14 protein-coding genes and 2 pseudogenes are annotated in these 23311 nt (G+C 71.5%); 8 read left to right on the forward strand and 8 right to left on the reverse strand.

What is annotated here, in order from left to right; genetic code table 11:
* Nucleotides 1–9: 9 nt before the first annotated feature.
* The 5 genes from OG266_RS13040 to OG266_RS13060 all read left to right on the forward strand — a co-directional run bounded on the left by OG266_RS13040 (nucleotide 10) and on the right by OG266_RS13060 (nucleotide 8679).
* Nucleotides 10–4353: a hypothetical protein gene (locus OG266_RS13040; RefSeq protein WP_371545701.1), complete on the forward strand. Its 4344-nt coding sequence runs from the start codon at nucleotides 10–12 to the stop codon at nucleotides 4351–4353.
* A 16-nt stretch (nucleotides 4354–4369) separates the two neighbouring features.
* Nucleotides 4370–4813, forward strand: coding sequence for a hypothetical protein (locus OG266_RS13045; protein ID WP_371545703.1), 444 nt, complete (start codon nucleotides 4370–4372; stop codon nucleotides 4811–4813).
* 241 nt (nucleotides 4814–5054) lie between these two features.
* Nucleotides 5055–5552: a hypothetical protein gene (locus tag OG266_RS13050; protein WP_371545706.1), complete on the forward strand. Its 498-nt coding sequence runs from the start codon at nucleotides 5055–5057 to the stop codon at nucleotides 5550–5552.
* Nucleotides 5549–8194 carry an Hsp70 family protein gene (locus OG266_RS13055; protein ID WP_371545709.1) on the forward strand — a complete coding sequence of 882 codons (2646 nt, stop codon included), beginning with the start codon at nucleotides 5549–5551 and terminating at the stop codon, nucleotides 8192–8194. Before OG266_RS13050 ends, OG266_RS13055 begins: the two co-directional genes overlap by 4 nt.
* Nucleotides 8191–8679, forward strand: a complete 489-nt coding sequence (locus tag OG266_RS13060; RefSeq protein WP_371545711.1) for a tetratricopeptide repeat protein — start codon at nucleotides 8191–8193, stop codon at nucleotides 8677–8679. Before OG266_RS13055 ends, OG266_RS13060 begins: the two co-directional genes overlap by 4 nt.
* Here OG266_RS13060 and OG266_RS13065 read toward each other — a convergent pair.
* Nucleotides 8651–10801, reverse strand: a complete 2151-nt coding sequence (locus OG266_RS13065; protein ID WP_371545713.1) for a CHAT domain-containing protein — start codon at nucleotides 10799–10801, stop codon at nucleotides 8651–8653. The two genes, OG266_RS13060 and OG266_RS13065, sit on opposite strands and share 29 nt — an antisense overlap.
* 10 nt (nucleotides 10802–10811) lie before the next feature.
* On the reverse strand, nucleotides 10812–11264 hold the full coding sequence (locus tag OG266_RS13070; protein ID WP_329545369.1) for a hypothetical protein: 453 nt from the start codon (nucleotides 11262–11264) through the stop codon (nucleotides 10812–10814).
* Nucleotides 11265–11482: 218 nt separating this feature from the next.
* Here OG266_RS13070 and OG266_RS13075 point away from each other — a divergent pair, with 218 nt between their 5' ends.
* Nucleotides 11483–12040, forward strand: a complete 558-nt coding sequence (locus tag OG266_RS13075) for a glycoside hydrolase family 25 protein (RefSeq protein WP_266474846.1) — start codon at nucleotides 11483–11485, stop codon at nucleotides 12038–12040.
* Nucleotides 12041–12088: 48 nt separating this feature from the next.
* On the opposite strand, the gene OG266_RS13080 is transcribed toward OG266_RS13075, so the two are convergent.
* The 4 genes and pseudogenes from OG266_RS13080 to OG266_RS13095 form a co-directional block, all read right to left on the reverse strand.
* Nucleotides 12089–17275, reverse strand: a complete 5187-nt coding sequence (locus tag OG266_RS13080; protein ID WP_371545716.1) for an NB-ARC domain-containing protein — start codon at nucleotides 17273–17275, stop codon at nucleotides 12089–12091.
* A gap of 40 nt (nucleotides 17276–17315) precedes the next feature.
* Nucleotides 17316–18386 carry a hypothetical protein gene (locus OG266_RS13085; RefSeq protein WP_371545718.1) on the reverse strand — a complete coding sequence of 357 codons (1071 nt, stop codon included), beginning with the start codon at nucleotides 18384–18386 and terminating at the stop codon, nucleotides 17316–17318.
* Between the two features lie 176 nt (nucleotides 18387–18562).
* Nucleotides 18563–19224, reverse strand: a pseudogene (locus OG266_RS13090) (NADPH-dependent F420 reductase).
* 98 nt (nucleotides 19225–19322) lie between these two features.
* Entirely contained in the window at nucleotides 19323–20318 is a 996-nt protein-coding gene (locus OG266_RS13095; RefSeq protein ID WP_371545719.1) for a zinc-dependent alcohol dehydrogenase family protein, read from the reverse strand.
* Nucleotides 20319–20417: 99 nt separating this feature from the next.
* On the opposite strand from OG266_RS13095, the gene OG266_RS13100 reads away from it, so the two are divergent.
* Nucleotides 20418–21362, forward strand: a complete 945-nt coding sequence (locus OG266_RS13100) for an AraC family transcriptional regulator (protein ID WP_371545720.1) — start codon at nucleotides 20418–20420, stop codon at nucleotides 21360–21362.
* 48 nt (nucleotides 21363–21410) lie between these two features.
* Here OG266_RS13100 and OG266_RS13105 read toward each other — a convergent pair whose 3' ends face one another.
* Entirely contained in the window at nucleotides 21411–21623 is a 213-nt protein-coding gene (locus tag OG266_RS13105) for an EF-hand domain-containing protein (RefSeq protein ID WP_371552769.1), read from the reverse strand.
* A 49-nt stretch (nucleotides 21624–21672) separates the two neighbouring features.
* Nucleotides 21673–22619, reverse strand: a pseudogene (locus OG266_RS13110) (MerR family transcriptional regulator).
* Nucleotides 22620–22676: 57 nt separating this feature from the next.
* Here OG266_RS13110 and OG266_RS13115 point away from each other — a divergent pair.
* Nucleotides 22677–23309, forward strand: a complete 633-nt coding sequence (locus OG266_RS13115; protein WP_266475078.1) for a GNAT family N-acetyltransferase — start codon at nucleotides 22677–22679, stop codon at nucleotides 23307–23309.
* The last annotated feature ends 2 nt before the right edge of the window (nucleotides 23310–23311 follow it).

Raw genomic sequence — 23311 nt, forward strand, 5'->3', positions numbered from 1 at the left:
CACAGCGGCATGAGTCCGCCATCATCCTTCGGCGACCTCCTCAGTCCTTCGGGGCGGCTGCGCAGGCAGTGGAAGGCGGCGCTCGAAGACCCCGACCCGCACAGCGCCCTGGAGCGGCTGCGCGAAGTCCGCGTGCGGCTGGAGAAGCGCCCCGACGCGGCGGCCGAGATGTGGACCGAGTTCTTACGGTCCGTCGTCGGTCAGCCGTTCCGGCCGTTGCTCACCGAGCCCGACTTCGAAGCGCTGGAGAGGATCGGCGGGCTCGTCGCGGAGGCCGGTGCCCTCCCGCTCGACCAGGCGGTCCGGCCGCTGGCCACGGCGCGCTCCGGGCGCGGCGAGGGCCGGCAGGCCAACGAACTGCTGACCCGGCTGTACTGGGCGGAGTCGGTCCAGGACCAGGCCAGGGCCTCACTGGCGGACGACCTGGCCCGCTCCGGCGAGCGTGACGACGCCCGCCTCAAGGTCTACGCGGACCTGCTGGGCCGGTCGGGTCCGCGGCCCCCGGCGGTCGTCGAGCTCGCCACCGATGTGCTGCGGGTGGACTTCTCCTCGGACCCGGCACAGCTGCGGCAGGCGTTCGCGCTGGCGGCGGCCGGGCTGCCGGGGGCCGACCGCGCGGCCGGGCTCTACCGGTTGCTGGTCACCGCGGAACTCGACACGGCCCGGGACTGCTTCCTCGCCGCCTGCGCGGCGGACCCCCGCGACGAGACCGCCCTCCTCGGACTCCTGCTCGCGTACGTACGCGACGGTCGGGCCGCGAGCATCCCGGAGTGGGCGTTGACCACCGCCCACAAATCCGCCCCCAACGTCGCCGCGACGGCCGAACTCTGCCTCGTGCTGGCCTGGTTCGACTCCGACACCGACACACCTCCCCCGTCCGCAGGCCGCCTTGTCGCACTCGACCTGACCCGCGAGGCGGGCCCCTGGCTCGCCTACGCCCTCGGCCGCCTGCATCTGCTGGACGGTGACGCCACGCGGGCCCGCGATCTCCTCGTACCCCTGGCGTCGGGCGACTCCTCCCTCCCGCAGTGGCGTTACCACGCCGCCTGGGCGCAGCTGCTGTCCGGCGACCGCGCCGGGCTCCGGGCGCTCACCGGCGCGATGACCCAGGGCCCGGACGACTGGGCTCTCGCCTGCCTGCTGCTGGACGCCGAGCCGGACGCGGTGCCCAGCACCGACGCGGCGCACGCGGCAGCGGCCGTCCCGCCCGGCTACGAGCGGATCGCCGAGGTCCGCGGCGAGCTGGGGGGAGGCGGCCGGCCGCCCGGCACCCCGGACCGGACCGCGCTCGGGATGCCCGAGGGTGGCGGTGGCCCACCGGAGCGGCTGGAGGCGTTGCGTACGGCACTGGGCGAGGCGTACGGCCGGGCGGCGGGGACGGCGGACATGGCGGAGCTGCTGAGGGAGCCGCTGTACCGGCGGCTGCCGCGGGCCGACCGGCTGTTGTGGTCGGGGCTGCTGGCGCTGCGCGAGGAGCCGCAGGAGGGACGGCGGCTGCTCGAAGCGGCCCTGGCGCTCGGGCACGAGCGGGCGGCGCTGGTGTTGGCGGCGCACCACCTGGAGGAGCGGCGTCCGGCCCGGGCGTACCGGCTGCTCGCCGGGCGGACCGGCGCGAAGGCGGAGCTGCTGAGGGCGTGGGCCGAGGCGGCCGGGGGCGGGGCGGACGAGGCGATCGCGGACCTGCTGGAGCAGTTGAAGGACCGTCAGCTGCCGCAGGTGCCATACGTGTTGGGCGCGGTCTGGCTGCACCAACTGGCCGGGGAGGGTTCGACCCTGGACCCCGACGACGCCCCGTACCACGCGCGGCGGGCGGCCAGGGATCTCGGCAGAGCCCTCGCCGCCGGGCCGGACGCCCTGCCCCCGGACGCGGCCGAACTGCTGCTGGCCGCCCGGACGGTCGCTTACGGGACCGCCCCTGCGCCGGACGACGGGACGCCGCCCTCCGTACGGCAACACCCCTGGGCGGAATGGGTCCTGGGCCTGGCGCTGCTGGCCGAGCACCCGGAAGCCGCCGGCCTGGGGCTGTTCGGGCGGCTGATGGCCCTGGTCGAGGAGGCCGACGAGCCGCACCCGCCGGCCGTGACCGCGCTGGCCGCCGCGCTCACCCGTGCGGGCATGCTCAGTCAGGACCCCGGCCGCCGGAACGCCCTCGCCCTGCTGGTGCGGGATCTGGCGGACCGGCACGCCTCGCCCGAAGTGCAGGCGCTGGCCGGTCGGATCACGGCCGCCGCGATGGCCCTGCCGGCCGCCGGACGTCCACCGGTCGAGGCAGCGCGACCGTCGGGCACCGTGCCGCCGGTGCTGGCGCTGGCCTCCGCCGCCGGTGACCTCTCGCGGGGCGACCGGGCCGCCGCCGTACGGCAGTTGAGGGCCGCACCCGCGGACAGCGCCGTGTGCGCCCTGCTCGCCGACGTGCTGGACGGCCGTCCGCCCGCGACGCCCCCGCCCGACGGGGCCGGGGAGCGGGCCGCCCTGCTCCGGGTCATCCATGCGGCGGGGCTCGTCGAGAGCGATCCGAACCGGTGCCTGGGCCTGCTCTCCGCAGCCGCGGCCGACTGCGATCTGGCCACCGTCACCGACATCAACAAGCTGCTGCCCGCGCTCCTTTCGGCCACCACCGGCAAGCCCGGCGGCAGCGGCAAGTCGGGCAAGTCCGGTGGTGCCAAACCCCGTTCCGGCCGGGGCCACCCGCTGGCCGTCCTCGTCAAGCGGCTGATCAGCAATGGCGGGTCCGGATTCGACCCGGTGATCCTGGCGGGCTGCGCGACCGCCATCGGGGAGTACGAACTGGCGGAGGAGCAGTGGATGCTCGCGTACTACGAGGCGGACCCGGAGGAGCGCGACTCCGGCCCCGTGCCCGCGCAGTACGCCCGGCTGCTCTGCTACAAGGCCGTGACCGCCCGCAACGCGGAGGATCCGCTGCGGAGCGCGAAGCTGCTGCGCCAGGCCGCCGACCTGCAACCGGCGGCGGGCCCCAAGCTGAAACGCGTCCCGTCCCGCGGCGGAGCCGAATCGCTCGCGCGCGGCCTGGAACTCGACGTCCACATCGGCCGCCTCCTTGGCCACCTCTTCCCCGAAGCCGAGCAGGAGCAGGTCCCCTGGGAGCGCCCCGGCCGTTACGCGGCCCTGGAGGCAGCCGTCGAGGCCCACCCCGGGCTGCACCGCGCCCTGGGGGCCGACGCGGCCGGCCGGGTCGAACAGAGCTGGGCGGACTGCCTGCACACCCTGGAGTACGACGTCGGGCTCCACCACACCCTGGCCCTGCTGTACCGGGGGATGGCACTCGGTGCGCCCGCACCCACTGCGCGAGCGGGCCGGTACCTCGCCCGTGCGACCGTGCTGTGGACCCTTCTGCTGGCCTCGGAAGGATTCTGGGAGCAGCACGGCGAGGCGCCCGTCGGGCCCGAGGCGGAGACCCGGCTGCGCGGCACCGTGTGCCAGGAGCTGTTCGGCATGCACCGCAAGCTCGGTGCCGAGGCCCTCCAGGCGGGTGAGCGGGACACCGCCCGGCTGCATCTGAAGGTGCTGGACGCCGCCCGTCAGGGCGAGTCCGCCGTCCGCGAGCTCCTGCGGGGCTACGGCATCCCGTGGACCGTGGCGGTCGACGCGGGGCGCTGGGCCGAGATCTCCGCCCTCGCCGGTTCGGTCACCGACGACTGGTGCGCCGAGGTCATCCAGACCGCGGAGAAGGCGGTCAGGGACCCGGCCGCCATCGCGCGACTGTCCGAGGGGATCGACAAGGACTACGAATCCGGCATCCGCAGGCTGGAACCGCTGATCGGTCTCGGCGTTCCACTGCCCCGTCTGCTGCAGACCGGGCTCGACTGGTACAACGGGCTGCAGACCTGCCTCTACCAAATGCGCGAGACCGAGGAAATGCGGAAGGTGGTCGGCAGAGCGCGCAAGTTCGCCGACGCGCTCGCCCCGCTCTGCACCCCGGGCCAGGGGTATCTCCCGGCCAACAGCGCGCTCGGCGCGCATTTCGTGGACTGGGGACTGTACGTCGCGCAGAACAACCGCACCGCCGTCGTGGCGTACGAGACGGCGCTGAAGTGGGATCCCGGCAACGCCAGCGCTCCCCAACTGCTCGCCCGCACAAGGTTCGAGGACGCCCTGGCATCGGTCAGACAGCTCATCGACGCGGCGCGCTATCCGGCGGCGTTGGCCGCGGCGAAGCAGGCGTACGAAGTGGCCGACAACGACCAGAACCGTTCGGTGGCCCTCGTCTACCAGGGCCTGAGTCACTTCGGTTCCGGAAATCGCCCCGAAGCCCTCGCGTGTGCCACCCGGGCCATGAGCCTCGACCCTTCCTCCGACGCGGCCCGCACCCTCTACGACCGCTACCGCACTTGACCGTGAAAGGAGACCTATGAAGCCCAATCCCTTCCATGTCCTCGGACTTCCCGTGTCGGCGAGCGACGAGGAGGTGGCAGAGCGCTTCCGGGAACTCGCCGTGACCGGGGCGCAGGACGCGGGTGAGCTCGCCGAGTGGGCCAAGGACGAGTTGATGGGCCTCCCGGAGACCCGGGAGCTGCATGTACTCCTTGAGGCACCGGGTGCGGACTACCGCGGCGAGCGGTGGGAGGACTTCGCCAGGCAGTACGGGCGCCCTCCCGCCGCGTTCGACGCGGCGGGAGGGCGGGCGGAGGCGCCGCAGGCGACTGACTTCGACCTCGCCGCCGTGGCCCGGCGGCTGCTGGACGGGATGCTGACCCCGCCCACCGTCGACATCCGGCCCGCCCTGGACAACGCGCCGGTGCCGCTGCGTCTTGAGCGGTCGCCGCTGGAGGTACGTGATGTCCTCTTCGGCTGATTCCACTCCTGTCGACTCGGCTTCGGCTGACTCGACTTCGGCAGACTCGACTTCGGCTGACCCGACTTCGGCCGACCCGACCACGGCTGACTCGACTTCCGCTGACCCGGCTGCCGCTGACTCGACTTCCGCTGACCCGGCTGCCGCTGACCCGCTCTCCGCTGAGGCCGGGGACGGGACCGGGGACGGGACCGTCCAGTCCGCGACCGTCTCCGACTGGGACGCGTTCGAGGAGCGCCCGTTGCCGGAAGGTCTTGGCGGGCCCGAGCAGCCGGACCCCGTCAGTCCGGGCCGTGAGATGGCCGCCCTGCTCCAGCGGTACTGGGCCGACCTGCAGAGCGAGCGCAACAGGGTGCAGAAGGAGTCGGCGGCGGCGCGCAAGATCCTCACCGAACTCGCCGTCCACGTCGCCCGGTTGGACGGTCTGCTGCGTGAGGCGGCCGGCCCGCTGGAGGCTTCGGGCGCCAAGTCACTGGGCCGCCGTCTGCACGTGGCCAGAAAACAGGTGCTCGAACCGCTGCACGCGATGGACATCACCACCCAGGACCCCACCGGCAAGCCCTACGAGTCGGTCGCGGACGAGGTCGACATCGCCGGATGGCGCTACGGGCCCGAGTTCACCGCCGAGGTGGTGGCGGAGACCCTGGAGCCGATCGTCCTCGACCGCGGCACGGTCGTACGGCTCGGACAAGTGATCATGGGCGCCCCGTTGAGCGCCGGAACGGAGAACGACGCATGACGCAGTACGTGAGCAAGGCCGTCGGGATCGACCTGGGGACCACCAACAGCGCGGTGGCGGTGATGAATCCGACCGACACCGACATCGTGATCCACAAGGGCGGCATGAACGCCCGCACGACGCCGAGCTGCGTGTGGCGCAACCCGGGCAACGGCGAACTGGTCGTCGGGCGCAAGGCGTTCGCGAGGGTGGGCAGCGAGCCGGAGCCGATCACCTCCGTCAAACGCCTCATGGGATCCCGCAGGACGGTGACCTTGGCGGGCGAGGAGCGCACCCCCGTCGAGATCTCGGCCGAGATCCTGCGGGAGATGAAGCGGCAGATCGAGGAGGACGTCGCGGAGTTCGACACCCCGGACGTGACCTGGGTGGTGGACCGGGCCGTCGTGACCGTACCCGCGTACTTCGACCAGCCGCAGATCGACGCCACCCGCAAGGCGGCGGAGGCCGCCGGTCTGCGGGTGGTGGACCTGCTGCACGAGCCGACGGCCGCCGCGAGCTACTACTGCTGGCGGACAGGCACCCGGGACGGCACCTTCCTGGTCTACGACCTCGGCGGCGGCACCTTCGACGTGAGCGTGGTGCGCTGCAAGGCGGCCGACTTCAGGGTGCTCGGCATCAGCGGCAACACGATGCTCGGCGGGGACGACATCGACACAGCGCTCGCCCGCCACCTCCAGCAGCTGATCCAGGGCGACGACTGGGCGATGGACCTGGACCTGGAGAACGACGCGGAGGACCGGCTGCGGTTCCGGCGGCTGAAGTCCCTCGCGGAGTCCGTGAAGAAGGGCTTGTCGAACAGCGAGGAGTTCATGCTCCGCGACTCCGGTGGGCTGACCGACAAGGAGGGGCAGCGGGTCGTCATCGACACCGTGATGGAGCGCGCCCAGCTGGAGAAGATCGCCCGGCCCCTGCTGGAGCGCACCTTCCAGTACTGCGACGAGGCGCTCGACCAGGCGACCAGGGAGGCCGGGGTCACCCTGGCCGACGTGGACCAGATCATCCTGGCCGGCGGGTCCACCCACCTGCCGCTCGTCCGGGAGATGGTGCGCAGCCGGCTCTGCTCGCCCGCCCCCGGGTCCCCCGCCCCCGACGGCCCCCGGGCCAAGTGCACCGAGCCGGTGTACGAGCAGGTGGACACGGTCGTCGCGCTGGGCGCCGCCGTGCGTGCCTCGGCGGTGGGCGGCCTGGACATCCTGAACGAGGAGCGGACGGTCCGGGTGGGCTTCCGCGGCACCGTGGTCACGGCCGCGGACCGCACCGTGGTCGGCGGAACGGTCGAGGCGCTCGACCCCGATCTCGATCTCACCGGCGGCTCGGTGCGGCTCAGCACCGAGGAGTACGAGGACGAGGCACAGCTCAAGCCGGGCGGCAGCTTCGCGTTCACCCGCATTCCCGTACAGCCGGACGCGCAGAGCCTGCTCACCATCGAAGTGCTGGACGCCGACGGGGAGTTGCTGGCGACGGTCGGACGCGCGGTCGTCCACGACCGGGAAGCCGGGGCCAAGCCGGTGGGCAACCCGGTCCGCGCGGCGATCAACGCCAAGCCGATCCTGCTGGAGGTGTCCCGCGAGGGGCGTACGGAGCGCGAGGAGCTGATCCCCGCACTGCGGTCGCTGCCGTTCAAGGAGCGCTACGACTTCAGCCACCCCGGTGACACCGACACGGTGGAGTTCCGGCTGTACCAGCAGGCCCGCCAGATCCAGGTCATCACCGTGCCGGTGCCGTCCTCCACCCCCAGGGGCACGGTCATCGACGTCGACGTGGAGATGGACGTGCACTCGCTCATCACCGTGCGCGGCTCCATCGGCGACCACCCCTTCGAGGCACTCGTCGAGGTGCCGCCGGAGGCCGAACTGCCCAGCGAGGAGCAGGTCGCCGACCTGATGCGCGCCTTCGAGCAGGGCGTCGAGTTCCTGCCGGCGGGCGAGAAGAGCGTGAAGAAGGCCAAGATGGAGATGGCGCACACGGCCTTCACCGACGCCCTCGCACGCGGCGAAAAGGCGGTCGCAGGTCACGAGTTCGAGCAGATGCAGGCGATCGCCGACTCCGTCGGCAAGCCGGAGGACGGGGCCCTGCAGCCGCCCAGGGCGGACTTCGAGGAACTCGTGAAGGACTGCGGCCAGCTCAACCGGTACGTGGCCACGATCAGCGCAAAGACCGAAGCCCCGCACGACGAACGGGAGATCGCCGCGGCCGTCGAGGTCCAGCGGGAGCAGGGCGAGCGGGCACTGAGCGCCGGTGACCAGCGGTCGTACTCGGAGGTCATCACCCAGCTGCAGCACATCTTCGACCACCTCCGGACGGTGGCGTACCGGCACCAGCAGGAGAACGAGCCGGTCGCCCCGGCCGATGTGGCCGCGTCCCGGCTGCAGAGCGCCCTGGAGATGCTCGCCGAGGTGCGCAGGCTGGTCCAGGCCTCCCGCACCGCCACGGCCCAGCACCGGCAGGACGTCGAGGACATCGGGCAGCGGCTCGCCGGCCTGCAGTCCCTCATCGCCCAGGACCCGAACCGGGTCCAGCAGGAGGCCGCGCAGGAACGCCAGCGCCTGATCCAGGTGAAGAGCATCATCACGCCCGGTTCGCGCAACGAACCGGGCGGCGGTGTGCTCCCCGAGGCACTCAACCGAGGGCCGCGGCGATGAGCGTCCGCTGCCCGGTGGTCCTGTGCCGCGAGGAGAACGCGTACGGGGCGGAGGTCTGCGCGGGCTGCCGTACGCCGCTGTCCGGCTACGCGCGCCTGCACACCTATCCCGCGTACCTGTTCAACCAGGGGCTCGCCGCGGCACGTGAGGGCCGCCTCGCGGCCGCACGGGACTGTTTCGCCGCGGTGGTGCACTGGTGCCCCGGCGACACCGAGGCGCGCAACGCGCTGGCCCTGGCCGGCCTGCGGCTCGGTGACCGCTCCGAGGCACACCGTCAGTGGACGGAGGTCCTTGGCCGCAGACCGGGCGACCCGAAGGCGACTTGGGGGCTGGCGCAGCTCGCAGAACCCTCGGAGCCCGCAAAGCCCGCGGAGTCCTCAGAGCCCGCATTGCCCGCAGTGCCCTCACAGTCCGCAGAGCCCGCCGAACCGAGTGGGATCAGCGGGCCCGGCGAAGTCAGTGAGCCCGCCCCAGGGCCTGGATGAGCTGTTCGGGGTCGATCCCGAGTTTCCGCATCAGCTCACGCGCCGACGACTCCTCGTCCTCCAGAAGGGCGAGGAGGATGGCGGCCTCGCCGACGCGACCGGAGGACGTACGCCCGGCGGCGCTGCGTCGGCGGGCCTGGTCCAGTACGTCGTGGACACGGGGGGACAGATCACGGCGCCGGGGGGTGAGCATTCCGGAGAGCTGCCGGAAGGCTCGCTCCCCGGTCGCCCCCTGCTCGTGCATACCGCGGCGCAGCACCTCGCTACCCATCGCGCCGAAGGCGAGCAGGAGCGTGTAGGTGCTGATCACCTCGCCGCGTCCGTCGGCCAGCAGGTTCGCGAGCCGCACGATACCCACGGCGCTGCGGCTCAAGTCGTCCATCGGCAGCCGCTCGTCGCCGTTCAGCGGCGCTGGGTCACGGGGCAGGGCCGGGGAGTCGTCCTCCAAGGTGTCCTGAACGGGGGTGATCGGGTCGAGGGAGCTCGGGTCTAGGGAGCTCGGATCGAGGGAGCTCGGATCGAGGGAGCTCGGGTCGAGGGAGCTCGGGTCGAGGGAGCTCTCGTCCGGCAGCAGCCGGGCGAGCGGAACCCCGCACAGTTCCAGCAGCCGGGCGGAGACGCCGCCGCCCACGGCGACGAAGGCCGCGGTGATGTCGGCCGTGGTGATGGTGCTCCTGCCGTCGGCGGCGACGCGGGTGGCCGCTTCCGTGAACACGCGGTTGACGGTGTCGGAGAGGACCCCGCCGAGTCCCGTACCCGTACTGGAACCGTCGCCGTCCGTACCGGAGTCGCCGTCCGCAGCGGAGTCGCCGTCCGCACGCGAGGGGGGCCTCAGGACCTGGTCGATCACCTGGTCGAGGGCTTCCATCGCGTCCGCCCCGATGCTGCCCTCGATCCGCTGCCGGATGTCCTCCTCGCCGAGCAGCCCTTGCAGCAGATCGACGGAGGCGACCCCGCCGCGGTCGGCGGCGGACTCGTACACCCGCTGCATCAGCTGCCGCGCGTCGGGGGCGAGAGCGATCATCATGTCTTCGTCGTGCGGTTCGGGGAGTTGGGGGCTCTCCGTCGTCTCGTCCTTGGTGATGCCCACGGCCGGGTCGCCGTACAGGATGAAGGACGCCCAGGCGGCGTCCGGCCGTTCACGGAGCGCGGCGCGGGCCGCCCGGACCCCGGCACCGGCCGGCTCGCCCGCGAGCAGCCGTCCGTAGAACTCGGCGGCGAACTGCCAGGCGCCCTCGTCGGCCACCTCGGTGCGGGTGCCGACGACCGTCTTCGCGCCCAGGGACATGAAGGACATGCACATGCTGGCCACTTCGCCGCCACCGGCGGAGGCGCAGCCGTTGATGAAGGCCACCGGTGGCGCACCGCACGACGAGAGGGTCTGCAGGGCGACCGCGCCGAGCAGTTGACGACCGTGCATCATCAGCCCGGTCGTGCCGTCGCCGGTCGCCACATGACCGCAGAAGTGGAAGAGGTCGTACGGCGTCTCGTCCGAGGCCAGTTCGGTGACGACGTCGAGCACGGTGGCCTCGTGTCCAAGGAGCACCTTGCACTCGATACCACGGCCGCCCAGCCACGCCGCGACCTTCGCGACCTCCTCGCGGGCGGAGGGAAGATCGCCGATGGTGTCGCCCACGATGAGCGCGCGGCCCACCCGACTGATGCTGCGCCCGCCGACGACGGGGCGTTTGCCCACCATCCGGCGACCGAGGTCGTGCCTGAGGCCGAGGAAGTCCCTGCCGTCGTGCAGCAGTTCCCACGGGACCTCCTGCTCGTTCGTACGCACCAGGACGGGGCCGGTCGACGCGTGCAGCCGGGTCACCAGCTCGGCCGCGTTGCCCTGCACCCGAGGGAACAGCTGGTCGTAGAGCAGCTTGCCCCACCTGGCCAACTCCTTGACCAGACCGGGTTCCGGGACCGATTGAGCGTCGGCCGCCTTGGTCAGGGCCGCGTCGATCCGGGCGCGGCAGCCCTTCACCAGTTCCGGGTCGACCTCGACCGTGTACTCCATTTCGAGTGGAGGACTCTCGCCGACGGTGCTGCCGACCCGCAGGTCGTATTCGTAGCGAGCGGTCATGCCCTGTGCGGTGACCCGGACGTTCAGCGTGGCCGGCTCGATCATGACGGCTCGCTCATGACGGGCTGTGCCGCCGCACGAAGGCCTCGACGAGCCGCTCCTCGGCGGCGGTGGAAGGCTGGATGATCTCCACCCGGTCGTCCCCCATGATCACCGTGATCGAGGTGACGCCACCGGTTCCGCCCGCCGCGCCCGTGCCGTTCCCCGAGGATGCGCTTCCTGAAGTGGCGCTCCCTGAGGGGGAGTTGCGCTGCCCGGTCAGCCAGCCCCGGATCGTGTCGATGACCGCGACCAGGGTTCCGGCCGAGGTCACCACGAGGGTGGCCACCTCGACGAGATCGCCCGCGCGCCGTCCGGGAGCGGGCTGTGCGACGTAGACCGGGACAACCTCCGAGGCCGCCCCCTCCTCGAACAGTTTCCGGCCCAGAGCGGCGGGCGCATCCGCTCGCACATCCCCGTTGATGACCAGTTCGCATGCGAACCGTCCGTCGGGCTTCCGCTCCACCACGTACGACCTCCATCTTCTGCCTACAACCCTATGGCGCATGGTCGTTGCACGGGAGTTCTTCGGCCACATGCGTCCCGTGCGGGGAGCCCGAACCCGACTCGGGGTTCCGTCGCGGAACCGGCCCTTCCGCAAACCGGCGCGAGCAGGGATGAGGGCCCGCCCATGGGGAAGGCTGAAGATCAGCCCCTCCACTCCCCCACAGCCCGGAGGCCCCCCTCATGCTGCGAGGCATCGACGTCAGCGCCTACCAGTCGTCCGCCTACGACACGGACGGCGTCTCCTTCGTCTTCATCAAGGCGACGGAGGGCCGTTCGTACATCAATCCCAAGCTCACCGCCCAGGTGAAGACGGCCCGCGACAGCGGATGCGTCGTCGGCTTCTACCACTTCCTGTGGCCCGGCAACATCACGGCCCAGGCCGAGTACTTCGTCGGCAAGGCCCCTGAGAAAGCAGGCGACTTGCTCGCCGTCGACTGGGAGACGACCGGCGACGGCACCCATGCGAGCAACGCGGAGAAGGACCGCTTCATCCGCAAGGTGAAGGAACTCCGGCCGGACCACCGGGTCGTGCTCTACACGAACCGGAACTACTGGCTCAACGTCGACACCACCTCGTACGCAGGGGACGGCCTGTGGATCGCCGACTACGTCACGGCGGGCAAGCCCCGCATCAAGGCCAAGTGGCGCTTCCACCAGTACACGGACGAGCCCCTGGACAAGAACGTGGGGGACTTCGCCACCAAGGCCGCGTTGCGTTCGTGGGCCGAGGGCGCCTGACCGACCCACGCGACGAGGTGGCCGGTTCCGACCGGAGCCGCCGCGGGGCTACGCCCACCACCGGAAGGCGTCAGCCACCGCCCGTGCGCTGCGCGGCACGGTGGCGTCCCCGCCTTCGGACAGCATCAAGGGGACCAGCAGAGGCAGGCAGGACACAATTGCCGAGCGGCCCTTGTCGGTTGCCCTCCGCAGGGCGCTGTCCAGCAGCACGGTTCTGTCCTCGTCCGGCAGGTCCGCCAGCGTCCGGCCGGCCTGCACGACGTGGTCGGCCCGATTGCGCGCGTTGTCGAGCGTCAGACACTCGACCAGCACCTCGGCGAGCAGCTCGGCCCGACCCTCGGGTCGTGCGTGGGCGGCCAGCGCCGCAAGTGAGAGGGTACGTTCCGCGCGCTTCTTGATCCCCTTGCAGGTGACCAGGAGACGGCCCTGCAACTCCAGCAGTTCGGCCTCGTCGTGCAGGAGCGGCGCCACCGCCATGACCGTGGTCACTCTCGGCCCGGGCCGGACGATCCGCATCGCCGCATCCATGATCCTGGCCTGTACCGCGGGGGCACGGCCCGGCGCCAGTTCAGCCAGCAGTACACCCTGAAGGTGATGCTGTTCGCTGAGCCCTTCGATGATCTCCAGGACGTGGTCAACGTCCTGCGTGTCGGGAATCAGGCGTCTGACCGCGAGCGCCCGTTCCCTCGGGTTGGCGATGTCTTTGACGTGCGCCAGGGCGAACGCCCGTTCCACGGGGCCGACTTGGCCTCTGAGCCGGGCCAGAACCAGGGCCCTGCTCGCATGATCGAACTTCTTGGCCTCCTTGACCAGCGATTCCGCCAAGGACGGCGAATCCACCTCAGCCAGTTGGGCGCAGGACGCCACCTTGAGCCTGTCGCTCTCGAGTCCCAGGGCGGCGTCGAGAATCCGGCGGCCGATACGGCCGCGTTCGGCCTCCTCCAGGACGAAGGACAGCTTCGCCAGCGCCTGAGCCGCTGTCAGGGGGTCCTCCCGCTCCGCGGCGGCGGTCACCGTCTCGACGGCGGCGCGGCTCGCCACCCGGGACGGCAGCCGCGGGCAGACCGCGGCGACCGCGTGCACCCGCATGGAGGTGACGGCGATCCGACGGGCCGTGTGCAGGACGAATCCGGTCAACGGCGGCGGCACCACGTTCGCGAGGGCGGTGACGGCCCGGCACTTTCCCAGGGCGTCCTCGAGGGCCTCGGCGCTCTGCAGCAGGGAGTAGCTGGTCGGCAGTTGTACACGGGCGGGTGCGAGCGGCAGGAAGTTCGCCGCGACGCGGATGTGCGAGCTGCGGTCCTGGAGCGACAGACGGTTCTCGTACGCCTCGGCCAGCAGCGCGTTGCGCTGCGGCCCCCGCACGCTGTCGGCCATCGCGTGCAGCGTCTGCGCCCGCAGCGCGCGGTCCTCGAGATGGCGGGCTCCTGCCGCCGCTTCCGGAACGAGCGCCGGGGACAGCGCGGCGGCGACGTCGGCCAGCGCCCCGGCCCTGCGTTCCTCGTCGGTCGCCGCCATGGCGAACGCCAGCTTCCGCTTGGGCGAACCCGTGATCTTGAGCAGCGCCGCGGCGGAGCGCTCCGGGTCCGGGGCCGCGGTCGCGTTCACCTCGGCGTGTGTCTCCAGGGCCGCGATCGTCTCCGTCGGTTCCGGACCCGGCGTGCGCCGGATGAGTGCGAGCAGCGCGGCCGCGGCCTCGGCGCGCAGTCGCGGCTCCCCCACCGAGGCGAGCGCGGTCAGCGCGGAACTCAGCGCCCGCGGTCTGGTGGTGGGTGAGGTCGCGGACACGATGGTGAGAACGAGCGCGAGCCGCTCGCCGGACGACCGGACCTGCTCGAGAGCCGTCAGGGCATCGGACAGCAGAGGGTCACGCTGCGTGGGCGGCAGCACGAAGGAGAGGTCCACGAGGCATCGGATACGCAGGGCAGGACTGCTGATTCGAGGTACCAGTTCGGTCGCCGACGCGAGGAGGGACGCACGCCGTCCGGCGATCCCGAACGGCATGAGGGTGGTGAGCGAGGACAGGGCCAGGTGTACGTCGGCGAGTGTTCCGCTCAGGGCGGTGACCGCCAACAGCTGGTCCTTGTCCAGGTGTTCGCTGACGGCGTCGATCCGCGCCGTCAGCTCCTTCTCCGTGCCGGCGGCCAGGATGTCGGCGACGGTCTCCTCCATCAGCCGGTGCCGGTCGGCGGGAGGAACTCGGGCGGCCAGCGCGGCGACGGCGCGGTAGCGCTGGGACCGGTCCTCCGCCTCGCGCACCAGCTCCAGCGCCGCCTGCGCGGTTGCCGCGTCCATGTGCGGGGCGATCCTCTGGAGCATCTTGCACCGGTCCGCCGAGGACTCGCTGGACTCGACGACCGACAGCGCCTCGGGCATCAGGGCCGCGGGGAGGAAGGGGTAGACCAGCGGCAAGAGGTACGGAATCGAGGGAGTCACCCAGGGAACTCTGCGGGCGTGACGCAGGAACCGACGGAGCTGCTCCTCCCCGAGCCTGTGCAGAAGTGCCCAGACAGCCGTTCCCGCCTGGTATCTCACCAACCACGCCGCGTCGACCGCCCGGTCGAGCAGTTCGTCCGGAAGGTGCGGGCACAGGAGACGGAACGCTCGGGGCTGCACGTCTCCCGCCCGCCGCGCGGACGCGATCGATGCCTCCAGGGCCTCACGGAAAGCCGCGGAGTCGCGGCCGGTGATCGCGGCGGCGGCCAACGCGTAGGCCTTGAACTCCGGTTTGGGCACGTCGAGGGCCGCTTGGCGGGCGGTCCCGACCAGAGTGTCCCGGTCGGCTCCCCCGGTCGCGGCGGCGAGCGCCGACAGGCTCAGGGAGCGTTCGAAGGGCATGTGCAGGTCGGTGGCCAGGGCAAGTGCGTCGTCCCGTACGACCCGGTGACTGGCCTCTCCGAGCAGGGGCAGCACGGCACAGGCCAGGGCGATCCGCAGGGTGGGCCGCACGTCGGGGGACCGGCGGCGCAGGACGTCGAGGATCTCCTCGTCGTCCATGTTCCCGGGGAGTGCTTCGGTGATCTTGGCCCTGACCTCATTTCTGAGCGGCGCTGCCGGAAGCCCTCCGTACGCGGTGTCGCACAGGGCGTCGAGCAGGACGGCCCGGCGTTCGCCGGCGGGCAGAAACTGCGCGAGGGCGGCTCGTGCCCTGGCTCGGTAGGGTCCGAACGGGACGGAGGTGCCGGACTGGAGGGCTTGCCGCGCCAACGGCTCGGTGAGCGCCGGGAGAAGTGCCTGCACCACATCGGCGAAGATGTTGGCGGACGGTCTGATCTTCGGAAGCGCGTCCAGCACCGTCCGGATGTGTTCGGGAGTCAGCCGGTCGGCGAGCGTGCCGAGCAGCGGGGCCCACCGGGCCTTGTTGATGTTCGGAAGCCCGGTGAGCACCTCGGTGATCACGCTGTCGACGTCCGCCTCGGCCAGGTGCGGCAGCAGGAGGGTGAGGGCCTCGGCCCTGCTCGTCGCGTCGGGGATTCTCAGGGCCTGGTGCATGGACCGGTCGACGGGCCAGGCACCGGTGCTCGCGAGCCGGAACAGCAGCCACGGCGAGAATTTGGCGGCGATGCTGCTCAGCGAAGCGGTGATGAGCGCGTACTGCAGGCAGAGCGCCGCCGACTCCCCCTGTGCGGCGTCCTGACGCGTCGCACGGCTCTCGGCGGCGGCGTCCCAGGCCTCCCGGACGTCCTTGAGGTAGCCCTTGTCCTGGTGCATCGTGCTGCGCACCGTGTACCAGACGTTGGCGCCGCCGTCATCGGCCGCACCGCGCGCGGCATCGAGCGCGAGCAGACGGTGCATCTCGTCGGCGCGGCCCCCCTCCTTCAGATGGAATACGAGGTGAGCGATGCCGTAGCGCTGCCCCTGGTCCAGATCCGGTGCGGGCCGCAGCCCGGAGAGGTTGTTGTCGAGCCCGCCCCAGAGGCCGAGGTAGCTGTCCGCCAGGGCGCGGTGCCTGTCGCGCAGGTCGGCCGGCTCGATGCTCAGGGCGATGTAGTCGTACAGGAGGGCGTGCACGGTCACACGTTCGCTGTCCGCGTCCAGCGTCAGCAGCGATCTGCGGTCCAGAAGCACGAGCATGTCCTGAACCTCGTACTCGCTGAGGTTCCTCGTGCTCCAGAACTGTGACAGCGCCGCGCAGGGCACGGTGCCGGCGTGCTTGAACACCGCGAGGCTCAGGTAGCAGTCGAGTTCGTCGGGGCTCAGTTCCTTGGTGCTGGCGTCCAGCGCCTTGAGCAGGCTGGGATACGGATAGTCACGCAACCGTGCGCCGAACTCCAGCTCGCCGTCCCGCAGCCGCTCCAGGAGGCTCGGGGCCCGCCACCGGTTCCGCCCCCTGATGAAGCCGCCGGCCACAGCCAGGGCCAGCGGCAGTCCCGCACACTCGCGCACGATGCCGAGCTCGTCCGCCGTCAACTCCTGCACCTCGACGCCCAGATGCCGCGAGAAGAGGGCGAGCGCCGCCGACTCCTCCAGGACGTCCAGCGTCTGTTCCTCGACATCCGTCTGCAGCAGTTCGCGGTCGCGGGTGGTCACCAGGACGGTGACGGTGGGGTGATGGATCTCGAACGCCCTGAGGTCCTCCGGTGTCCATACGTCGTCGAGCACCAGGAGCAGGGACTTGTCGCGCAACAGGTAGTTGATGCGGGCGTTGGCCTGCTGCTGGTCCGCCGAGACGCCGACCTTGCCGCCGAGCGCCTCGATGAGCTCGTTCTGGCGGGTCTGGATGTCGGGCTTCTTCCCCAGGTCGAGCCAGACCACCCCGTCGATGAAGTGGCCGACGACGCCCGGTGTCCTGGCGACGGCACGTGCGGTCACCGACTTCCCCACCCCCGCCATGCCGGTGAGGGTGACGATGCGGGCACCGGACGCAGGCGTGGAGGCGAGTAGCGAGGCCTCCAGCGCGGTGATCACATCGGTGCGCTCCACATAGTGGGAGGGCAGTCCTGGAACGTTCGTGTACGGGCTGGGCGAGGGGGTGTTCGTGAGTAGCTGGGCGTGGCCGTGCAGAAGGCCGGCGAGGTCCGCGCGCCCGATGCGTGTCAGTTTCTCCGGCAGTTCGCCGAGCCGGCCCGTGTCCTCCAGCCACGCCCAGATCCGCCTCGCCTTCTCGCCCTGGGGAAAACCGTCCTGGGTGTACGAGGGGATGCCCAGCAGATCGGCGAGGTCATGCCAGTCCTCCCCCAACCGACGGCAGAACTGGACCTTGGCCCACCCGAGGTCGCCGTCATTCTCCGGCACCTGGTTCACCTGCCAAGGACGGGGCGTCGGCCAACGCGGCTCATGTGTGCGCTCCCGGACCGAAGAATTTCGGGAGGTCGGGGTGGACCTCCTGGAGGGCCTGCGGCAGAAGGGGCAGCTTGTGCCGTACCTCCAGCCATTCCCAGACTCCACGCGGCTCGTTGCCGGTCTGGAAGCGGCGCTTCGTGTGGAGCGGGATCCCGAAGTAGTCGGCGAGTTCCTCCCAGTCGTCCACGAGCCCTCGGCAGAACTGCACCTTCACCGCACCGGGAAAGCTGTCCGGCGCGTCCAGGGGAACGGCTTGTGGACGTTCCGCACCCGCTGTCGCGCCGTGCTCCCCCGCGTAGCGGCGCAGCACGGCGACCGAGAAGCGGGCGGCGGCAGCAGCGGCGTAGTCGTGCCAGTCGTCGTTCTTCTCGCTGTCGGCGAAGTCGCAGACCGCCTTCACCATGAGGAACCCCGGCCCGCCACGGTAGGCGGCGAGGGCGACGCCGAGGCTCTCCATCTCGACCCCCAGGGCCTTGGGCCACGCCGTCCGCAGCCCGTCGACGGTGTGGTCGTCCGCGATGACCTTCTCGCCGCTGAGGACCGGACCGAAGTGAGCCTTGGGCCCCCTGCTCGTCGTCGGCAGCGGGTCGACGCCGGCAGGCGCGGTCCCGGAAAGGAGCCATTCCGCGGGCTCCACCGATCCGGCCATCGACAGGAGCCCGTAGTCGGGCCGGTAGGTCTCGTACCGCGGCTTCGGCCCCTCGACGGTCAGCTTCGAGAGTTCGTAGCCGACGACCTGATCCGGGACCAGCACGTCACCCAGACGAAGGTCGTCACCGGCCCCGCGGACACCTCCGGCGATGCCCACCAGCAGGAGCTGGGCGGGATTCCACACACCGATGGCCCGCGTCGCGAGCGCGGCGATGCCGACGTTTCCCATGCCCGACGGCGGAAGAACCAGAACGCGGGTCCCGTCGACGTCGCAGACGTTCAGGTCCTGTCCCTGCCAGCGGTACCGGACAGAGGGCCCCAGCGCGTCCAGCAGCGCCTGCCTCTCGACAGGGAGCGCGGTGAAAACCGCGATGTCCGGCGCAGGCTCGGTGATTCCCAACTTTTGTCCCACGCCGCCACTTTGGCACGCGCGGGCGTCCCGCGCCCCGGGTTCCGCCACTGAACCGGGCTCGGGCCAGGGGCGCGGGGCTGTGACATATGCGGCTCCGCCGCGTGGGCGTGACCAGCCGCCACCGGCCCGCGGCGAACGAGCCGCATGTCCGGCGGGCGCTCAGGCGGAGTCAGGAATCAGGCGCGGTGGTCTGCCGGGCGCTCCCGAGGCGCCTCGGCGAGTGCCTTCGTCACCGCGGCGGTGCCCTCCGCGAGGCCGTACACGGGGGTGCCGGGCTGCTGGCGCCAGGAGTCGTCGAGGCCGCCGGCGTCCACGGTGTCGAAGCCGAGTTCGTCGATGAGGGCGCGGACGACGCGCTTGGCGGCCTCGTCGTCGCCGGCGACCGGGAGGGCGACGCGTCGGGGGCGCCCTCCGGTCGGGGGCGGTCCAGGATGTCCTGGGCGTAGGTGCCGTTGAAGGCCTTGATGACGGTGTGGCCGATCTGCTGGGCGGTCCAGCGGCTCTCGGTGAGGCCGTCGTCCTCGATGGCGGCGATCCTGCCGTCGCGCTGCTGGGGGTAGTAGTTGCCTGTGTCGATGACGACGGCCCCGTCCGCCGCCTCGTCGAGCAGCCCGGAGGGCAGGTTCGGCACCGCCTTCAGGGGGACCGTGACCACGACGACCTCCGCGCCGCGCGCTGCGTCCTCGACCTTGGCGGGTGTCGCCCCGGTCTCCTCGACCAGGGCGGCGAGGGTCTCCGGGCCGCGCGAGTTCGCCACGGAGACGTCGTGGCCGAGGGCGGTGAGGCGCCGGGTGAGGTTGCCGCCGATGTTGCCCGCGCCGATGATGCCGATCTTCATGAGACAGACCCCTCTGGGGTTGATGCTCCTGATGTGGATCATCAACCCCGGATCCGGAACCGCTATTCCGCTCGCGTACGGCGGACGGGTGGCTCGCGTCAGGGCCTCACCACGATCTTGCCGGTGTGCGTGTTCCTCTCCATCAGGCGGTGGGCGTCCCCGATGCGGTCGAGGCCGTCGAAGACCTCGGCGACGACCGGACGCAGGGTGCCGTCGGTCAGGCCCGAGTTGAGGTAGTGCGAGGCGCGGTGGCGGCCCTCGGCGCTCCTGGTGACGTCCGGGTTGGCGTAGCCGTGGACGGTCAGGGGCCAGTTCCAGGACAGCTCGGCGGGGCGCCGGTCGAGAAAGCCGTAGAGGACCAGCGTGCCGCCCGGTACGGCGGCGTCGCCCAGCGCGCGGAAGCCGGGGCCGCCGATCGCGTCGAAGACGATGTCGACGCCCCGCCCGCCGGTCAGCCGCTTGGCCTCCTTCACCACGTCCTCCTGCTCGGTGACGATGACGTGCTCCGCGCCCAGGTCGAGGAGGCGCTGCCGCTTGGCCTCGGTGCGGGTGGTGGCGATCGGGACCGCGCCGGAGCGGCGGGCCACCTGGAGGGCCGCGGTGCCGACTCCGCTGGACGCGCCCGTGATCAGCACCTGGTCGCCGGGCGCCATGCCGGCAGTCCGGACCAGGGCGCCGTACGAGGTCGAGTACGTGACCCAGGAGGCCGCCGCGGTGACCGCGTCGACGCCGGCGGGCCGGGGTACGACGGAACTCTCGTCCAGCAGCACCAGTTCGCCGTAGACCCCGTGAGCGCTCAGTTCGAAGTTGCCCGCCGCCATCACGAGGTCGCCGGGGGCGAAGGCGGTCACCCCTTCGCCGACCGACTCGACCGTGCCCGCCGCCTCGTAGCCGTTGCGGGAGGCGGGAAGGGTCGGCTGGTAGTAGTAGGTCCCTGCACGGAAAAGGGCCTCGGCACGATTGAGGCCCAACGCCTCGACGTGCACGCGGACTTGACCGGGGCCCGGCGCGGGAATCTCGACGTCCTCGGTCTTCAGGACGTCCGGGCCGCCGAGTTCGTGAAAGAGCACCGTACGTGCGGTGGTTGATGTCATACGGGCGACGCTATGAGGCGGCCGGTCGACGATCCATGCCTGCCGGTCTCCCTTTCATGTCCGAACGTCTCGCCCGGAAGACCGCGCTACCGTACGGGCATGGACGTACTCAGCGACGCCATCGCGGCGATGCGCACCGGGCGCCCGCACTCCGCGCGCCAGGACAAGTACGCGCCCTGGGGCATACGTTTCGAGGCCTCGGCCGGGGCGGGTTTCCACGTGGTGCTCCAGGGGTCGGCGTGGCTGATCCCCTCGGACGGCGACCCGGTGGCGCTGGGCCCGGGTGACGTGGTGTTCCTCGCCCACGGCCGCGGGCACGCGCTGGCCAGCGCCGTCGACGTACCTCTGGAGGAGGTACGACTGGATCCGGGCACCACCTGGCCCGAACTCCCGCCCGTACAGGGGTCGTCGAAGGCAACGCCCACGGTGCTGCTGTGCGGCGCGTACTGGTTGGACCGGGCCCGCGCCCACCCCCTGCTCACGGAGCTGCCCGAGGTGGTCCACCTCCCTGCCCGGGTCGGCGCGCACCGCTCGCTGCGGGCGGCGGTCGAGCTTCTCGGCGTGGAGCTGGAGGAGCCGCAGCCGGGCTCCGACACCATCGTGACGTCGCTCCTCGACACGCTGCTGCTGTACATCCTGCGCGCCTGGTGGCAGCGCGAGCGCCATGGGCAGGGTCATCCGACGGGCTGGTCCGCGGCCCTCGCCGACCCCGGTGTCGCGGGGGCCCTGCGTGCCATTCACGGCGACCCGTCCCACCCCTGGACGGTCGAGGAGCTCGGCACCCGCGGCGGCCTCTCCCGCGCCGCCTTCGCACGCCGCTTCGCCACCCTGGTGGGCGAGCCCCCGCTCACCTACCTCACCTGGTGGCGCATGACCACCGCGGGCCGCCTCCTTCGAGCCGACGACATGCCGCTCCGCCTGATAGCCCAACGCACCGGCTACACCTCGGAGTTCGCCTTCGCCAAGGCCTTCAAGAGGGAGTACGGGGTGGCGCCGGGGCAGTACCGCAAGGGGACCTCCCAGGGCACCACGCACACCCCATGACCGAGGGGCGCCCACCGGATCACCGGTGGGCGCCCCTCTCCGCTCGGCTCACTTGCTGAGGTGGGCCCAGAACTCGTCGAACGCCAGGAGCTTGTCACCGTTGAGGTCGCGGTTGGCGATCAGGGCCTCCGCGACCGACTCGGTGACGTTCCAGTCCCCGCCCTGGGCGAGGGCGGTCTTGAACTCGGCGGGCGTGATGAACCCGTCCCCGTCCGTGTCGATCCGCTCGAACGCCTTGCGTGCTTCCTCGATGTCCGCCACCGGATCCGCCCCTTCGTAGTGCATTCCTGCCATGTATACGGAGGTCAGATTAACCGGCCACCCGAGCACGCAGTGCGGCGACCACCCAGGCGAACTCCTCACGGTGCGCGCCGGCAGGGCTCCCGCCCTTCAGCGTGGACAGCAACTCCCGGTACCGGGCGAGCCGGTCGTTGGACGCCGACTCCATGCGTTCGAGTACGACGGTCAGGTCGCCGCCCCCCAGTACCTCCCGCACGATCGCCTCCGCCTCCGGCGACTCGGGGGCGATTCCCCGCTTGCGGGCGTCCGCCCCCAGCTGGAGCAGGCGCATGGGGAACCACGTGGCCCGCCCGGCGGCGGCACCGCGGTTGTAGTCCGCCGAGTTGAAGTCGAAGACGTTCCGCATCTGCGCCCGGAACTCCGGGTCCTGGACCATCTCGGCCAGCTCCACCCAGGCGTCCACCTGCTCGGGGGTCGGATCGTCCGGCAGGCCCACCGAGATGGAACGCATCCGCTCCTCGATGCCCGGGTCCACATAGTCGAGCCCGTGGAACAGCTCGTCCACGAACTCCTCCATGATCCGCTTCCGCTCGGCTGCCGACAGCCGCGCCAGCTTGTTCATGAGTGTCATCTCCTCTGCGGTCGAACCGCGTCGCGCCACGGTCGACAGCACCGCACGGGTCACCTTCAGCTGGGGGCACCTCCCAGGCCCTTAAGGCACTGGGGGAGGATCTGCGCGTCCAGCGCCGCCACGTGCGCCGCCGCGACCTCCGCGACCGTCGTCTCGCCCGCCAGCACCTTGCGTACGTCGTCCAGGCCGAGGCCCAGCTCGCGCAGGGTGTGGATCAGTTCCAGGCGGGCGACGGACTCGGCGTCGTAGAGGCGGTAGCCGCCGGCGGAGCGGGTCACCGGGGTGAGGACGCCCTCGTCCGACCAGTACCGGATGGTGCGCACGGTCAGTCCGGTGGCCCTGGCCAGCTCTCCGATGGTGAAAAGTTCGGTGCCGTCGTCGATCATGTCTGCGAGTGTGGGCCTTCCAGTGGGTGGAGACTCAAGGAGCGCGGGAGCACGGTGGTGGAGACTCTTCGGGACATTCTCGAAGCTGCGGGGCGCGGTGTCCTCCCGCCTGCGGACGGCCGTACGACCGTCGTGGCGCAGGCGTCCCACCGGGACGCGGGTGTGCTCGCCTTCACCGCGCACGCGGTGGTCTTCACGGACGAGGATCCGCAGTGGGTGTACGACACGCTGGCCGCCGTGGAGTGCGACGCCCTCGCGGCGCCGATGAACGCGCGGTTCCTGACGGCCTTGCTGGAGCGGACGGGGCGTACGTCCGAGACGATCGACGCGATGCTGGTGGGCTCACCGCTGCCCGGCGAGCCGCCGCTCCCGCTGAAGGAGATCACGGACGGCGGACATCCGCGGATCGTGTACGCCCGCAGGCGGCGCGACGACGTGCGCGCGTGGACCGCGGAAGGCGGCGTGCTGGTGATGGGGCGCGGCATCGCCGGCCGCCTCGAGGTCTCCGTCGAGGTGGACGAGGAGGTACGGCACCGGGGGCTGGGGCGGCTGCTGGTGACCGCCGCCCGGCATCTCGTCACGGAGCCGCTGTGGGCCCAGGTCGCGCCGGGGAACGCCCGCAGCATGCGGACGTTCCAGGCGGCCGGCTACCGGATCGTGGGCTCGGAGGCGCTGCTCATCGCCCGATAGGC

Origin of the sequence: Streptomyces sp. NBC_00554 (assembly GCF_041431135.1) — a bacterium.
GTDB lineage: Bacteria > Actinomycetota > Actinomycetes > Streptomycetales > Streptomycetaceae > Streptomyces.

Coding starts and splice junctions, on each gene's coding strand:
- OG266_RS13045 (WP_371545703.1), top strand. CDS start 4,370: ATGAAGCCCAATCCCTTCCATGTCCTCGGACTTCCCGTGTCGGCGAGC.
- OG266_RS13095 (WP_371545719.1), bottom strand. CDS start 20,318: ATGACATCAACCACCGCACGTACGGTGCTCTTTCACGAACTCGGCGGC.
- OG266_RS13075 (WP_266474846.1), top strand. CDS start 11,483: ATGCTGCGAGGCATCGACGTCAGCGCCTACCAGTCGTCCGCCTACGAC.
- OG266_RS13060 (WP_371545711.1), top strand. CDS start 8,191: ATGAGCGTCCGCTGCCCGGTGGTCCTGTGCCGCGAGGAGAACGCGTAC.
- OG266_RS13100 (WP_371545720.1), top strand. CDS start 20,418: ATGGACGTACTCAGCGACGCCATCGCGGCGATGCGCACCGGGCGCCCG.
- OG266_RS13055 (WP_371545709.1), top strand. CDS start 5,549: ATGACGCAGTACGTGAGCAAGGCCGTCGGGATCGACCTGGGGACCACC.
- OG266_RS13065 (WP_371545713.1), bottom strand. CDS start 10,801: ATGATCGAGCCGGCCACGCTGAACGTCCGGGTCACCGCACAGGGCATG.
- OG266_RS13040 (WP_371545701.1), top strand. CDS start 10: ATGAGTCCGCCATCATCCTTCGGCGACCTCCTCAGTCCTTCGGGGCGG.